The organism is Streptomyces mabaensis (assembly GCF_053763515.1).
This window is the reverse complement of sequence record NZ_JBSOPZ010000009.1, coordinates 85,330-100,294: the sequence shown is the minus strand read 5'-3', so window position 1 is coordinate 100,294 and position 14,965 is coordinate 85,330. Positions and strand designations below refer to the sequence as shown.

Annotated in this window: 14 protein-coding genes; 5 read left to right on the top strand and 9 right to left on the bottom strand. The window is 69.5% G+C overall.

Features of this window, described 5'->3' with window-relative positions:
* Nucleotides 1-64: 64 nt before the first annotated feature.
* The 6 genes from ACWV17_RS10260 to ACWV17_RS10235 form a co-directional block, all read right to left on the bottom strand.
* On the bottom strand, nucleotides 65-802 hold the full coding sequence (locus ACWV17_RS10260; protein ID WP_455356277.1) for a TerD family protein: 738 nt from the start codon (nucleotides 800-802) through the stop codon (nucleotides 65-67).
* Between the two features lie 99 nt (nucleotides 803-901).
* Nucleotides 902-2,044: a DUF475 domain-containing protein gene (locus ACWV17_RS10255; protein ID WP_455356276.1), complete on the bottom strand. Its 1,143-nt coding sequence runs from the start codon at nucleotides 2,042-2,044 to the stop codon at nucleotides 902-904.
* Nucleotides 2,045-2,103: 59 nt separating this feature from the next.
* Nucleotides 2,104-2,679 (bottom strand): TerD family protein, encoded by a 576-nt coding sequence (locus ACWV17_RS10250; protein ID WP_455359380.1) that lies wholly within the window; start codon nucleotides 2,677-2,679, stop codon nucleotides 2,104-2,106.
* Nucleotides 2,680-2,768: 89 nt separating this feature from the next.
* Nucleotides 2,769-3,344 carry a TerD family protein gene (locus tag ACWV17_RS10245; RefSeq protein ID WP_254373981.1) on the bottom strand — a complete coding sequence of 192 codons (576 nt, stop codon included), beginning with the start codon at nucleotides 3,342-3,344 and terminating at the stop codon, nucleotides 2,769-2,771.
* Between the two features lie 108 nt (nucleotides 3,345-3,452).
* A complete protein-coding gene (locus tag ACWV17_RS10240) occupies nucleotides 3,453-3,926 on the bottom strand; it encodes a peroxiredoxin (RefSeq protein ID WP_455359379.1) in 474 nt (157 codons plus the stop codon).
* A 108-nt stretch (nucleotides 3,927-4,034) separates the two neighbouring features.
* The gene (locus tag ACWV17_RS10235) at nucleotides 4,035-4,475 is read right to left on the bottom strand and encodes a DUF3052 domain-containing protein (protein WP_455356273.1); all 441 of its coding nucleotides are present in this window, start codon (nucleotides 4,473-4,475) and stop codon (nucleotides 4,035-4,037) included.
* A 456-nt stretch (nucleotides 4,476-4,931) separates the two neighbouring features.
* On the opposite strand from ACWV17_RS10235, the gene aceE reads away from it, so the two are divergent.
* Both aceE and ACWV17_RS10225 read left to right on the top strand, forming a co-directional pair.
* Nucleotides 4,932-7,664, top strand: a complete 2,733-nt coding sequence (gene aceE, locus ACWV17_RS10230; RefSeq protein ID WP_455359378.1) for a pyruvate dehydrogenase (acetyl-transferring), homodimeric type — start codon at nucleotides 4,932-4,934, stop codon at nucleotides 7,662-7,664.
* A 231-nt stretch (nucleotides 7,665-7,895) separates the two neighbouring features.
* The gene (locus ACWV17_RS10225) at nucleotides 7,896-8,699 is read left to right on the top strand and encodes a potassium channel family protein (protein WP_455359377.1); all 804 of its coding nucleotides are present in this window, start codon (nucleotides 7,896-7,898) and stop codon (nucleotides 8,697-8,699) included.
* Here the strand turns inward: ACWV17_RS10225 and ACWV17_RS10220 are convergent.
* Both ACWV17_RS10220 and ACWV17_RS10215 read right to left on the bottom strand, forming a co-directional pair.
* The gene (locus ACWV17_RS10220) at nucleotides 8,680-9,057 is read right to left on the bottom strand and encodes a peptidase inhibitor family I36 protein (protein ID WP_455356270.1); all 378 of its coding nucleotides are present in this window, start codon (nucleotides 9,055-9,057) and stop codon (nucleotides 8,680-8,682) included. The genes ACWV17_RS10225 and ACWV17_RS10220 overlap by 20 nt on opposite strands.
* 176 nt (nucleotides 9,058-9,233) lie before the next feature.
* A complete protein-coding gene (locus ACWV17_RS10215; RefSeq protein ID WP_455359376.1) occupies nucleotides 9,234-10,841 on the bottom strand; it encodes an MFS transporter in 1,608 nt (535 codons plus the stop codon).
* A gap of 119 nt (nucleotides 10,842-10,960) precedes the next feature.
* Between ACWV17_RS10215 and ACWV17_RS10210 the strand changes: the two genes are divergently transcribed.
* The 3 genes from ACWV17_RS10210 to ACWV17_RS10200 all read left to right on the top strand — a co-directional run bounded on the left by ACWV17_RS10210 (nucleotide 10,961) and on the right by ACWV17_RS10200 (nucleotide 13,907).
* Nucleotides 10,961-11,635 carry a TetR family transcriptional regulator gene (locus ACWV17_RS10210; RefSeq protein ID WP_455359375.1) on the top strand — a complete coding sequence of 225 codons (675 nt, stop codon included), beginning with the start codon at nucleotides 10,961-10,963 and terminating at the stop codon, nucleotides 11,633-11,635.
* A gap of 108 nt (nucleotides 11,636-11,743) precedes the next feature.
* Nucleotides 11,744-12,955: an alpha/beta hydrolase gene (locus ACWV17_RS10205; RefSeq protein ID WP_455359374.1), complete on the top strand. Its 1,212-nt coding sequence runs from the start codon at nucleotides 11,744-11,746 to the stop codon at nucleotides 12,953-12,955.
* 76 nt (nucleotides 12,956-13,031) lie between these two features.
* Nucleotides 13,032-13,907: a DUF4429 domain-containing protein gene (locus ACWV17_RS10200; RefSeq protein ID WP_455356290.1), complete on the top strand. Its 876-nt coding sequence runs from the start codon at nucleotides 13,032-13,034 to the stop codon at nucleotides 13,905-13,907.
* Nucleotides 13,908-13,943: 36 nt separating this feature from the next.
* On the opposite strand, the gene ACWV17_RS10195 is transcribed toward ACWV17_RS10200, so the two are convergent.
* On the bottom strand, nucleotides 13,944-14,963 hold the full coding sequence (locus ACWV17_RS10195) for an aldo/keto reductase (RefSeq protein WP_455359453.1): 1,020 nt from the start codon (nucleotides 14,961-14,963) through the stop codon (nucleotides 13,944-13,946).
* Nucleotides 14,964-14,965 lie beyond the last annotated feature (2 nt).

The following is a 14,965-nucleotide window of genomic DNA, read 5'->3' as shown; positions in this document are numbered from 1 at the left end:
TTCACCGGACCGCCCCGCCGGACCAACCCGCCGGCCCCCGCCGGCCCCCGCCGGCTCGCCCGCCTCAGACCTTCGTCTTGTAACCCCTGCCCCACTGCAGGCCCCACCCGTACAGCCGGTCCAGCTCGGCCTGGAAGCCGTACACGAACTTCACCTCGCGGCGGACGATCAGCTCCCCCTTGACGTTCTCGATCGAGACCACGGCGCACGAGCGCGCCTGCGGTGCCCGCTCGTCCAGCGCCACCTCGATGCGCGGGCCGTTGCTCGGGTACAGCGTCACCACGGCATGTGTCCGGTCGAAGGCCGGCGTCTGGTCGTATATGTAGACGAACACCAGCAGCCGCTTGATCTGCTCGGCGTGGTCGAGATTGACGAAGATCGTCTCGCCCGACGGGGCACCGAACCGGTCGTCGCCGCTGAGCTTGACGTACGGCGGCGCGTTGAGGCTCCCGAAGAAGTTGCCCAGCGGCTGCACCACGCCCCGGCTGCCGTCCGTCAGCTCGTACAGACAGCCGATGTCGAGGTCGACGTTCACCATGCCGTGGGTGTGCGCCTGCACCACCTCGGGCTTGAACAGCTTGAACGGGTGCCGCAGCAGCTGACCGCTCTGCCGGGACCTCCCGCCGATGTCGGAGGTCCTCATCTGCCAGGAGAGGTTGACGCGCAGATTGCCGCTCACCGCGCCCTGCTTGCTGAGCGAGACCGTGGTGTGCCGCTTGGTCAGCTCGATGGCGTTGGACGACGCGCTGCCCGACTCGAACTGCGCCGCCCTCCGCGGAAACAGACCGTCCCAGAAGCCCATCCCACCCCCCAGGTGTGTGGATCAAAAGCCGCGGGGCGGCCTCCGGGCACCGAACCCGTGTGGCCGCCCCGCGTAGAGCGTTCCGCAATCCCGTCCGGGTCACACCCCGGACGGAACCTGTTCCTTGTCGCCGAGGCCTCCGCCGCCCTCGGCGGCGATCCGCTTGTTGCGGCGGACCGAGGACCAGAAGGACCAGGCGATCAGGAAGACACCGACGAGGCCGGTGATGAACTCGCTGATCTCGTACTGGATGGTGACCAGCAGGATCACCGCGAGCGCGCCGATCGCGTAGTGCGCGCCGTGCTCCAGGTAGACGTACTCGTCGAGGGTGCCCTGGCGGACCAGGTAGACCGTGAGCGACCGGACGTACATGGCGCCGATGCCGAGGCCGAGCGCCATCAGCACGATGTCGTTGGTGATGGCGAAGGCGCCGATGACACCGTCGAAGGAGAAGGACGCGTCGAGGACCTCGAGGTAGAGGAACATGAAGAACGCGGCCTTGCCGACGAGGACGATGGCCGGGACGGGCTTGCCGCTCTTCTTGGCCTCCTCCTCGGCCTCGTGCTCGCGCTCCTCCTCTTCCTCGAGCTTGTTCTCGAAGAAGCCGGAGAGACCGCCGACGACGAGGTAGGTGATCAGGCCCGCGATGCCGGAGAGCATCACGGTCGCCGACTTGTCGACGTGCGCGCCGCCGTGCTGGTGGGCCTGGGTCGCCACGGTGACGGCGGCGACCAGCAGGACGATCAGCGCGATACAGGCCGAGAGCATGTCGATCTTGCCGAGCTTGGCCAGCGGCCGCTCCAGCCAGCCGAGCCACTTGATGTCCCGGTCCTCGAAGATGAAGTCGAGGAAGATCATCAGCAGGAACATGCCACCGAACGAGGCGATCGACGGGTGCGCGTCGGTCACCAGCTGCTGGTACATCTCCTTGTCGGTCAGCGCCAGGTCGACGGCCTCGATCGGGCCGAGCTGGGCGCTGATGGCGACGATGACGACCGGGAAGACCAGCCGCATACCGAAGACGGCGATCAGGATGCCGATGGTGAGGAAGATCTTCTGCCAGAAGGCACTCATCTTCTTCAGGATTCCGGCGTTGACCACCGCGTTGTCGAAGGACAGCGAGATCTCGAGGACGGACAGGATCGCCACGAGCCCGAAGGCGGCCCACCCGCCGTAGAACACCGCTGCGACCAGACCGAGCGCGGTGACCGCGAACGACCAGCCGAAGGTTTTCAGAACCACTGGCTACCCAATCATGTGTGTACGGGTCTCCCCGGGTCTCCCCCGCGCCGTGCGCGGCTTTACGAAACGTTGACTCCGAAGTCTAGGGCGATGCCCCGCAGCCCCGACGCGTACCCCTGTCCTACCGCCCTGAACTTCCACTCGCCGCCGTAGCGGTACACCTCGCCGAAGATCATCGCCGTCTCGCTGGAGGCGTCCTCGGAGAGGTCGTAGCGGGCCAGCTCCTGGCCGTCCGCCTGGTTCACCACCCGGATGAACGCGTTGGTGACCTGGCCGAAGGTCTGACCGCGGTTGTCGGCCTCGTGGATCGAGACCGGGAAGACGATCTTGTCGACGTTGGCCGGCACCTTGGAGAGGTCCAGCAGGATCGACTCGTCGTCGCCGTCGCCCTCACCGGTGAGGTTGTCACCGGTGTGCTCGACCGAGCCGTCCGGGCTCTTGAGGTTGTTGTAGAAGACGAAGTACTCGTCGCCCAGGACGCGCCCCGCGTTGCACAGCAGGGCGCTGGCGTCGAGGTCGAAGTCGGCCCCGGTGGTGGAGCGCGCGTCCCAGCCGAGCCCGATCATCACCTGGGTGAGGTTCGGTGCGGCCTTGGAGAGGGAGACATTGCCTCCCTTGGCGAGCGTGACGCCCATGATCTATGTCCTCCCCAGCTGGCGGTGTGGATGCACAGGCACGTCCGGCGCCGCACTCGGAGTGCGGCGCCGGACGGAATACGGCCTGCTCAGACGTTGACGCCGAAGTCCTGCGCGATGCCGCGCAGGCCCGAGGCGTAGCCCTGGCCGATGGCGCGGAACTTCCACTCCGCCCCGTTGCGGTAGAGCTCGCCAAAGACCATCGCGGTCTCCGTCGAGGCGTCCTCGCTCAGGTCGTAACGGGCCAGCTCGTTGTTGTCCGCCGAGTTCACGACGCGGATGTAGGCGTTGCGCACCTGGCCGAAGCTCTGCTGGCGGCTCTCGGCCTCGTAGATCGAGACCGGGAAGACGATCTTGGCGACGTCGGCCGGCACGCCGGCGAGGTTCACCTTGATGACCTCGTCGTCGCCCTCGCCCTCACCGGTGAGGTTGTCACCGGTGTGCTCGACCGAGCCGTCCGGGCTCTTGAGGTTGTTGAAGAAGACGAAGTTCGAGTCGTTGGCGACCTTGCCCGCGTCGTTCGTGAGGATCGCGCTGGCGTCGAGGTCGAAGTCGCCACCGGTGGTGGTACGAGCGTCCCAGCCCAGACCGACGATGACCGCCGTCAGGTTGGGGGCGGCCTTGGTCAGCGAGACGTTGCCGCCCTTGCTGAGGCTGACTCCCACGAGTCCTCCATAGGTTTCGAGGGGCTGGGCCCCGTCGTGCGTGGTATTCGGATCAACGTGCCGATCCTAGTGACCGGTTCCCCGCCGAAACACCCTCTTCAGAAAGGTTCACAGGGTGTCGAGCGCCGCGAGGTACTCGTTCAGGTCCCGCGCGTCGGGAAGCGCGTTGACGACGGTCCAGCGCACCACACCGTCCTTGTCGATGATGAAGGTGCCGCGCACCGCGCAGCCCTTCTCCTCGTCGAAGACCCCGTACGCGCGCGAGGCCTCGCCGTGCGGCCAGAAGTCGGACAGCAGCGGGTAGTCCAGGCCCTCCTGGTCGGCGAAGACGCGCAGGGTGTGCATCGAGTCGTTGGAGACGGCGAGCAGCTGGACGTCGTCGTTGACGAACTTCGGCAGCTCGTCGCGCAGGGCGCACAGTTCGCCCGTGCACACGCCGGTGAAGGCGAACGGGTAGAAGAGCAGCACCACGTTCTTCTCGCCCTTGAAGTCCGAGAGCCGCACGGTCGCGCCGTGGTTGTCCCTGAGCTCGAAGTCCGGTGCTTTGTCGCCGACCTCGATCGCGCCGACCTCGATCGCCATGAGTCGCGTATCCCTTCACTGGGCCGTTGGGAGATCCAGGGTACGCAAAGGGCCCCCTCCGACAGGTGTCGGCGGGGGCCCCTCGTCGCTCTGGGCGGAGCCTGCGGCTCAGCGCTTGCCGGACTTGGCCGCCTTGGGGGTCACCAGACGGCTGCCGTTCCAGTCCTTGCCGACGTTCACGCTCTTGGTCTGGGACAGGCCCGCGGTCTGCGCGGCCTCGTTGATGTCGCTCGGTTCGACGTACCCGTCGCGGCCGGTCTTGGGGGTGAGCAGCCAGAGCGGCCCGCCCTCTTCGATCAGCTGGGTGGCATCGACCAGCGCGTCCGTCAGGTCACCGTCGTCCTCTCGGAACCACAGCACCACTGCATCGGCCACATCGTCGTACTCCTCGTCGACGAGCTCGGTGCCAATGAGTTCCTCGATGGCCTCGCGGAGCTCCTGATCGACATCGTCGTCGTAGCCGATCTCCTGGACCACCTGCTCGGGCTGGAAACCCAGCCTCGCGGCAGGGTTGGTCCGCTCCTCCGCGTGGTCCGCGGTCGCGCTCACGGCTTGCCTCCTGATCATGTTTTGGGGATTGCCTTCAGCCACGCGCGTACGCGCAGCATTGGGCGTAGTCCACACGGGCGCGGCGGATCGCGCAAGTACCCGGCCCCCGAGACCGCCGAAACGGTGACGTTTACGGCCGTGTCGCCGCAACTCCAGGCACGGTTCCAGCACGTTCCAGTGATCCACCTCACCCCCCTTTGGGATGCTTTGCCACCTCCCGGACCATCGGTACGCCATTCGAGTGCGAACGGCCTTACGAACCAGATAAACCTGTTGGGCGTAAGGTTGCGATTTGGCCGGTCACGTCCGTGGTTACCCCTCGGTAGAGGTGACGTTTCCGTCCCCCGCGGTACACGATGGGAGGCGGCGCGACACCCCCGTACTACCGCTCGTAGAACCCCGTAGGACGACGAATCCATTGGCGTGCAGAGCACGACCTGACAGCGAAGGAACAGCGTGGCTTCCGGATCCGATCGCAATCCGATCATCATTGGCGGCCTTCCGAGTCAAGTCCCGGACTTCGATCCCGAGGAGACCCAGGAGTGGCTCGACTCCCTCGACGCCGCCGTGGACGAGCGTGGCCGTGAACGCGCCCGTTACCTGATGCTCCGCCTGATCGAGCGTGCGCGCGAGAAGCGCGTGGCCGTGCCCGAGATGCGCAGCTCGGACTACGTCAACACCATCGCCACCAAGGACGAGCCCTTCTTCCCCGGCAACGAGGAGATCGAGCGCAAGGTCCTCAACGCGACCCGCTGGAACGCGGCCGTCATGGTCTCCCGCGCTCAGCGCCCGGGCATCGGCGTCGGCGGCCACATCGCCACCTTCGCGTCCTCCGCCTCCCTCTACGACGTGGGCTTCAACCACTTCTTCCGGGGCAAGGACGAGGGCGACGGCGGCGACCAGATCTTCTTCCAGGGGCATGCCTCCCCCGGTGTCTACGCGCGCGCCTACCTGCTGGACCGGCTCTCCGAGCAGCAGCTCGACGCGTTCCGCCAGGAGAAGTCGAAGGCCCCGTACGGCCTCTCCAGCTACCCGCACCCGCGGCTGATGCCGGACTTCTGGGAGTTCCCGACCGTCTCGATGGGCCTCGGCCCGATCGGCGCGATCTACCAGGCCCGGATGAACCGCTACATGGAGGCGCGCGGCATCGCCGACACCTCCAAGTCACACGTATGGGCGTACCTCGGCGACGGCGAGATGGACGAGCCGGAGTCGCTCGGGCAGCTGTCCATCGCCGCCCGCGAGGGGCTCGACAACCTGACCTTCGTCGTCAACTGCAACCTCCAGCGCCTCGACGGCCCGGTGCGCGGCAACGGCAAGGTCATCCAGGAGCTGGAGTCGCAGTTCCGCGGCGCCGGCTGGAACGTCATCAAGCTGGTCTGGGACCGCTCGTGGGACCCGCTGCTCGCGCAGGACCGCGACGGCATCCTGGTCAACAAGCTGAACATCACGCCGGACGGCCAGTTCCAGACGTACGCGACCGAGACCGGCGCGTACATCCGCGAGCACTTCTTCGGCGACGACCACCGGCTGCGTGCCATGGTCGCGAACATGACCGACGAGCAGATCCTGCACCTCGGCCGCGGCGGTCACGACCACAAGAAGGTGTACGCGGCGTACGCGGCGGCCAAGGCCCACAAGGGACAGCCGACCGTCATCCTGGCGCAGACGGTCAAGGGCTGGACGCTCGGCCCGAACTTCGAGGGCCGCAACGCGACCCACCAGATGAAGAAGCTGACGGTCGAGGACCTCAAGCGCTTCCGCGACCGGCTGCACATCCCGATCACGGACCAGCAGCTGGAGAACGGCGCGCCGCCGTACTACCACCCGGGCCGGGACTCCGAAGAGATCCAGTACATGCATGACCGCCGCAAGGGCCTGGGCGGGTACGTCCCGACCCGTGTGGTGCGCGCGAAGCCGCTGGTGCTGCCCGACGAGAAGACGTACGCGGCCGCGAAGAAGGGCTCGGGCCAGCAGTCGATCGCCACCACCATGGCCTTCGTCCGGATCCTGAAGGACCTGATGCGGGACAAGGAGATCGGCAAGCGTTTCGTGCTGATCGCCCCGGACGAGTACCGCACCTTCGGTATGGACGCGTTCTTCCCGAGCGCGAAGATCTACAACCCGCTGGGCCAGCAGTACGAGTCGGTCGACCGTGAGCTGCTGCTCGCGTACAAGGAGTCGCCGACCGGCCAGATGCTGCACGACGGCATCTCCGAGGCCGGCTGCACCGCGTCGCTGATCGCCGCCGGTTCGGCGTACGCGACGCACGGCGAGCCGCTGATCCCGGTCTACGTCTTCTACTCGATGTTCGGGTTCCAGCGGACCGGTGACCAGTTCTGGCAGATGGCCGACCAGCTCGCGCGCGGTTTCGTACTGGGTGCGACCGCCGGCCGTACGACCCTGACCGGTGAGGGGCTGCAGCACGCGGACGGCCACTCGCAGCTGCTGGCCTCGACCAACCCGGGTTGCGTCGCGTACGACCCGGCCTTCGGGTACGAGATCGCGCACATCGTCAAGGACGGTCTGCGCAGGATGTACGGCCCCGACGCCGAGGACGTCTTCTACTACCTGACCGTCTACAACGAGCCGATCCAGCACCCGGCCGAGCCGGCCGACGTGGATGTCGACGGCATCCTCAAGGGCATCCACCGCTTCAAGGCGGGCGAGTCGGGTGAGATCCCGGCGCAGATCATGGCGTCCGGTGTCGCCGTGCCGTGGGCCGTCGAGGCGCAGCGGATCCTCGCCGAGGAGTGGAACGTCAGGGCGGACGTCTGGTCGGCGACCTCCTGGAACGAGCTGCGCCGCGAGGCCGTCGAGGTGGAGGAGCACAACCTGCTCCACCCGGAGGAGGACCAGCGCGTCCCGTACGTGACGCAGAAGCTCTCCGGCGCCGAGGGTCCGTTCGTGGCGGTCTCGGACTGGATGCGCTCGGTCCCGGACCAGATCTCGCGCTGGATCCCCGGCTCGTACACCTCGCTCGGCGCGGACGGCTTCGGCTTCGCCGACACGCGGGGTGCGGCGCGCCGCTACTTCCACATCGACGCCCAGTCGATCGTCCTGGCGGTGCTCACCGAGCTCGCCAAGGAGGGCAGGATCGACCGCTCGGTGCTGAAGACGGCCGTCGACCGCTACCAGCTGCTGAACGTGGCGGCGGCGGACCCGGGCGCCGCGGGCGGCGACGCGTAGCTCGGCACTGCTGGCTGGGTGAGGTGAGGGGAAGGGGGGGAAACGAGGGCCGCGTCCCCCCCACACCTTCCCATCAGGTATCCGAAGACAAAAAGAAAAAAAAAGGGGGGGGGGGGGGGTGGTTGGTTTGGGGGGGGTGGTTGGTGGTGTTTTCGTTGGTTGGGGGGGGGGGGGGGGGTACCCCCCCCCCCCCCCCCCCCCCCCCCCCCTCGGCGCTTTACGATGCGGCTCATGAAGCAGCAACCAGCACAGATGCGGTGGGAGCGGCGTACGCAGACGCCGCTGCTGGCGCTCGCGGTGGCGTTCGGCATCGCCTACGCCGTGCCGATCGTCGCGCCCGACGCCGATGCCGCGGTGCTCAGCGCCTGCACGGTCACCGAATGGGTGGTGTGGGGCGCGTTCGCGGCCGACTATCTGGTGCGGCTGGCGCTCACGCGCGACCGGTGGTTCTTCGTACGCAGCCACTGGCTGGACCTGCTCGCGGTGCTGCTCCCGCTCATCCAGCCGCTGCGGCTGCTGCGCGTGGTCGCGACGCTGATGCTGGTCGGGCGGCGGGCCAGGATGGCCCCGCAGATTCGGCTGACCACGTATGTCGCCGGCTCGGTGGTGGGACTGCTGATGTTCGGCTCGCTGGCCGTGCTCAGCGTCGAACGGGACGCGCCGGGCGGCAACATCAAGAACCTGGGCGACGCGGTGTGGTGGTCGTTCACGACGATGACGACGGTCGGCTACGGGGACCACGCGCCGACCACCGGGCTCGGCCGGGTGCTCGCCGTCGGGCTGATGCTCTCCGGCATCGCCCTGCTCGGTGTGGTCACCGCCAACATCGCCGCCTGGTTCATCGCCCGCTTCGAGCGGGACGACGTGGAGGAGCGCCGGCAGACCGCCGCGATCGCCGCCCTGACCGAGGAGGTCAAGGCGCTGCGCGCGGAGGTCGGCCGGCTCTCCGGAGCCACGCACCTGCCCGCTCAGGCGGCACCGGCTCCGGCCCCGGAGCGGCCGGTGCAGCCCCCGTTCAGCTCTCCCAGACCTTGAACGCCCTGATCTGGTACGGGGACTGGGGCAGCCACGTGCCGCCGCCCGGGTACGTCTCGAACTCACCCGTCTCCGCGCACTCGGCGGACTGGTAGGTGGTGACGGGCCGGCCGGTGCGGTTCGCGAGTGCCTGTGCGGTGGTGCCCGCCGGGAGGGGCACACAGCTCTCGACGTCGACGCCGGTCAGTTCGTACGTCTGCCGGGCGCCCTTGAAGTCCGGTTTCGCCCAGACACAGAGCTGGCCCGCCCCGCAGGCCCCGAGCCGGGGCGGCGAGGCGGCGGCGCGGGCCTCCTGCGGCAGCAGTGCGGTGGTGGCCAGGACAAGTGCGGCAGCGGCTGTGACGGTCACGCGTCGCATACGGATCAACCCCCGTGGTCGTACGGATCAGTTGTCCGCACCCTGACCTGCCCGGCTGCACCGGCGGAAGCCCCTCCCGGCCGGGTCCACCCGGATAGGCGACAGCCCCGCCGGAACCGCCGGGCGGGGCTGTCGTACGTACGGAGTTGACGCCGGGACGGCGCCGGGGGTCCGCATCAGATGTGGGCGGCGCCCGCGCCCGCGTCGGCGTTCAGTCCGCGCTTGGTGAACAGCGCGACGACCGCGGCGATCACCGCGACCACGCCCGCCACCGTGAACGCCAGTCCCATGCCGGACATGAACGTGTCGTGGATGACTCCGCCGATCCGGTCGGTCAGGTCGGGCGTCATCCCCGGGGCCTTGCCGAGCTCGGCCGGAACGATGCCGAACTCGGCGGCCTGCTCCAGTCCCGGATCGGCCGGGCCGGGAATGCCGGCCGCCTGCCAGTTGCCGGCGAAGTCGGCGCTGACCTTCGCGGACATGACGGCGCCCAGTACGGCCGTACCGAGCGCGCCGCCGACCTGCATCGCGGCCTGCTGGAGGCCGCCCGCGACCCCGGAGAGCTCCAGCGGGGCGTTGCCGACGATGACCTCGGTGGCGCCGACCATGACCGGCGCGAGGCCGAGGCCGAGCAGGGCGAACCAGAGGGACGTCGCGAGCGTGCCGGTGTCCGTCGAAAGAGTGATCATGCCGAACATCGCGGCGGCCGTGCAGACCATGCCGCCGACCAGCGGGATGCGCGGGCCGAACTTGGTGATCAGCGCGCCGGCGAGCGGCGAGGAGACGATCATCATGGCCGTCAGCGGCAGCAGGTGCAGGCCGCTGTCGACCGGGCTGAGGCCCTTGACGCCCTGGAGGTAGAACGTCACGAAGAACAGGCCGCCCATGAAGGCGAAAGCCATCAGGACCATCAGCACGACACCGGCGGAGAGGGGCACGGACCGGAACATGCCCAGCGGGATGAGCGGCTCCTTCACCTTGGTCTCCCAGAAGGCGAAGAGCATGAAGAGCAGGGCCGCACCGGCCAGGAAGCCCCAGGTGTTGGCGCTGCCCCAGCCCCACGACTCACCGGCCTTGATGATCCCCCAGATGAGGGACGCCATGGCGCCGGAGAGCAGCAGGATGCCCAGGACGTCGAAGGACCTCGGCGCCTTCGCGGCGCGGTGGTCCCGGAGGATGACCAGGCCGAAGACGAGCGCGACCACACCGACCGGCACGTTGATGAAGAACACCGACTGCCAGCTGACGTGTTCGACCAGGAGGCCGCCGACGATCGGGCCGCCCGCGGTCGAGGCGCCGATGACCATGCCCCAGATGCCGATGGCCATGTTCAGCTTCTCGGCGGGGAACGTGGCGCGCAGCAGGCCGAGCGCGGCCGGCATCAGCAGCGCGCCGAACAGTCCCTGGAGGACGCGGAAGGCGATCACCAGGGAGATCGAGTCGGACAGGCCGATGGCGCCGGAGGCGAGGGCGAAGCCCGCGATGCCGATCAGGAAGGTCTGGCGGTGGCCGAAGCGGTCACCGAGCTTGCCTGCCGTGATCAGGGCGACGGCGAGGGCCAGCAGATAGCCATTGGTGATCCACTGGACGTCGGCGAGCGAGGCGCCCAGGTCCCTCTGGATGGCCGGATTGGCGATGGCCACGATCGTGCCGTCGAGCGCGACCATCATCACGCCGACCGCGACGGCCACCAGGGTCAACCAGGGATGGCCGCGCAGCCCCTTGGCCGGCCCGGCAACGGGGGGTTCCGGCGCCTTGTCGACGGCAGTGATCTGACTAGTCATACCAACGAGGCTAGTGACAGCGACTGACAATTGACAAACTGATTCATGAGTCGGTAACTGTCACGTCGCTCACAGGTATCGTGAGCCAGCCGAAGTGGCGAGAAGAGGACCATGCGGTGATGACGGACCAGCCGGCGGCCCCACCGCACGGGCTGCGCGAGCTCAAGAAGCAGCGCACCCGCGACGCGCTGCTGCGCGTGGCGCTCGAACTCTTCACCACCAAGGGATACGAGGAGACGACCGTCGACGAGATCGCCGGCGCGGTCGAGGTCTCCCAGCGCACGTTCTTCCGCTACTTCGCGAACAAGGAAGAGGCCGCCTTCGCGGTCCAGGATCTGGTCGAGTCGCACTTCTACACCTCGCTGCTCGAACGGCCCGCCGCGGAGGGCCCCTTCGAGGCGATGCGCAACGCCGTCCTCAGCTCGTGGGACACCATCGGCGAGGCCATCTCCGAGGTGGTGCCGCTCGAACTGCACATGCGCACCTACCAGTTGATCGAGTCGACGCCCGCCCTCCTCGCCGTACACCTGCGCCGCTCGACCGAGCTGGAGGAGAAGATCGCCAGGCTGATCGCGGTCCGCGAGGGCCTGGACGTGGACACCGACCCGCGTCCTCGCATCGCGGTCGCGGCCTTCAGCGGGGTGATGCGGGTGACCGGACGCCTGTGGGGGCAGGGCGAGGACGCGAGCATGGAGGCGATCCGGGGTCTGACGGCGAGTTACCTCGACCATCTCGGACCCTCGCTCACGGCGAACTGGCGTACGCCGGACGGGACCGCCACGCACGAAGAGTGACGCGATCCCGGATGCAGTACCCCGAACTTCCCTGATCACCCCCGGGGAAACGTGACCTCGGTCACCGGATGCGTGGACTCCGGCGCACGTCTCCTAGGGTGTCCAGCAGTGACTTACTCCGACCCCTCCCCCACCCTCATCCTGTGGCGCGCGCTGCTCGCCCTCGCCGTGGTCTTCGTGATGCTGGCGACGACCGGCTGGACGGCCGTACGCCACCAGCGGGTCGACAGCTCGCCCCGCCCGGCCGCACTCGCGGAGTGGGAGCGCGGTTCGATAGACGGACGGGACCTGCCGGACGCGCTGTCGCCGCCGGACGCGGTGGACCGTTTCTTCGACAGCCTCGGCGGACACCAGCAGACCCGGCTCGCCGACCGGCATCCCCTGGTCGTCGGCAATCTGGACGGCGCTCCGGTCACCCTGCGCTACCGGGCCAACCGGCAGGCGCTCGCCATGGCCCGCGAGAAGGAGGAGCGGCGCGCCCGCGATCCGCGGCTGTCGCCCGCCGGACGGCACGAGGCCGGGCGCCGGCAGCACCGTATCGAGTCACTCCTGCGCGGCGGCCGGCAGATCCTGTCCTTCGACCCGACCGGGGCCGGCCGGGCCGCCGAGGTCTTCGGCGATCTCGACCGCGCCGAGCGGGTCTCCGTGGTCGTGCCCGGGGTCGACACCAACCTGCTGACCTTCGAGAAGACCCGGCGCCGCTACGCCGCACCGGTCGGCATGGCGCAGTCGCTGTACGCGGCCGAGCGCTCGGCGAGCCCCCGCACCAGGACCGCCGTCATCGCGTGGGCCGACTACACCGCGCCCGTCGGCCTCGGCATGGACGCGGCCATCGGCCGGCTCGCCGCGGACGGCGCGGAGCGGCTCGCCTCCCTGGTCGGAGCCCTGCCCGGCCGGCCGAGCGTCGCCCTCTTCTGCCACAGCTACGGCTCCGTGGTGTGCGGCGTCGCCGCCGCCGAGCTACCTGCCCGGGTCACGGACATCGCGGTCGCGGGCAGCCCCGGCATGCGGGTCGAGAAGGCCGCGGAGCTGGGGACGCGGGCTCGGGTGTGGGCCATGCGCGACGCCGACGACTGGATCGGCGACGTGCCCTACCTGGCGGTCGGCGGACTCGGCCACGGCGCCGACCCGGTCACCCCCGCCTTCGGCGCGCGGATACTGTCCGCGGACGGCGCGACGGGCCACGCCGGCTATTTCGAGCCGCACACCGGGAGCCTCGCGAACCTCGCGCGCATCGGCGTCGGCTCGTACGCCACGGTGACCTGCGCGAGCGCCAATACGGCGTGCGGCAGCGGAATTTACGGCGCGGAAGGCATCTGACGCGCGTAGAGACCGCCCGCGGGCGCGGAAGTCGCGGCCGGTGGCAAGGGGGACGCCGGTGCACGCGCCGCATACGATGAGCCGCATGGGTGATGTGCTGGCCGGAATTCATGCCGCCTGGGAGTTCGACGCGGACTCCGTGCTCATCCGCTTCGAACGGGGGATCCGCACGCCGAGGCTCTTCCAGGCGCTCGGCGAACGGCGCATCCCCCACGAGGCGTTGGCGGCTGTGACCCTCGCCCCCGGCAAGCGGGGCACGGTGGTGCTGCGCGCGGTACCGAGAGCGGGCGCCGATCCGCTGATGGAGGCCGCGGCCGGCCAGCTGCGGGAGAGCTGCGACCCGTACCGGCTCGTCCTGCCGGCCGAGCGCGAGACGCTCGCCGAGTACTACGCGGACGAGCTGCGCGCCCTGATCCCGGCCGAAGACGGCTCGCCCGCCGACCGCTTCCTGGTTCCGGCGCCGAGCGCCCCGCAGCACTTCAAGGCGTACGACGGGAAGGCGTCCTTCGACGGGTCGCAGGTGACCTTCCGGTGGTTCTGGACGGGCGCGTCCTCCGCCAAGTGGAAGGCGGGCGACCAGAGTTTCCCGGTCTCCACGCTCAGCGGAGTCGAGTGGCGCTCCCCCGACGTGTTCGACGGCCACCTGCGGCTGGTCCGGCGCGAGGGCGTCGGCCCCGCGATGCCGCCCCGGCCCGCCCAGGCGGACCAGGACCCGGCGGCCGTGGTGTTCGGGCTCGGCTACGGCCCGGTCCACGAGTCGCTGCCGTTCGCGGCGGCCGTACTGCGTGCGGTACGGGACCGGGGCGCCGCACTCCCCGCCGCGTCCCCCGCCCGCCGCGACCCGGCGGACATCGCCGAACGCATCCGGCACCTGGGCGAACTGCACGGCGCGGGCCTGCTGACGGACGAGGAGTTCACCACGAAGAAGGCCGAACTCCTGGCAGAGCTGTAACCCCGGCCCCGCACCTGGGGCGTGAGCCCCTTTCCGCTACTCGCGGGCCGTTGCCGTGGAGGACATGTCCGGGTAGCGGTCGCCCGCCACCTGGGCCGCTATCGGTTCCAGAAGGGCCAGTTCGTCCGCGGTCAGGGTGATCCGGGTGGCCGCGGCGTTCTCCAGCAGGCGGCTGCGCCTGCGGGTGCCCGGGATCGGGACCACCGTGAGCCCGTGCACCTCGGCCCGCTGCTGCACCCACGCCAGGGCCACCTGCGCCGCCGTCGCGCCGTGCGCCGCGGCGATCTTGTGGACGGGTTCCAGCAGCGCCGCGTTCGTCCTGGCGTTGTCGCCCGTGAAGCGCGGCTGGTACCGCCGGAAGTCGCCCTCGGCGAGGTCCTTGCCGGCGTCCGCGAACGAACCGGTCAGGAAGCCGCGGCCGAGCGGCGAGTACGGCACGAAGGCCACGCCGAGCTCCGCCGCCGCGCCCACCGCGCTGCGCTCCACGTCGCGGCTGAACAGCGACCACTCCGACTGCAGGGCCGCGATCGGGTGCACGGCGTGCGCCTCGCGCAGCTCCGCGCCGGTCACCTCGCTCAGCCCCAGCTGCCGTACCTTGCCCTGCTGGACGAGTTCGGCCATCGCGCCGACGGACTCGGCCAGCGGGACGTCCGGGTCCCGGCGGTGCATGTAGTAGAGGTCGATGACGTCGACGTCCAGCCGCCGCAGGCTGGCCTCGGCCGCCTGGCGGATGTAGGCGGCGTCGTTGCGGATACCCCGGACCTGCGCGTCGTCGGACCGCTCGACCGCGAACTTCGTGGCCAGAGTGATCTCGTCGCGGTGCGCGGCGACGAAGGGTGCGAGGAACCGCTCGTTGGCGCCGCTTCCGTACATGTCGGCGGTGTCGAAGAGCGTGACGCCCACCTCCAGCGCCGCCTCCAGGGTGTCGCGCGCCGCCGCCTCGTCCGTGTCTCCGTAGAACTCGCTCATGCCCATGCAGCCGAGCCCCTGCACGCCGACCCGCGGGCCGTCCGTGCCGAGCCGCACCGTGGCGATCCTGCTGTCCCTGTCAGTCATCA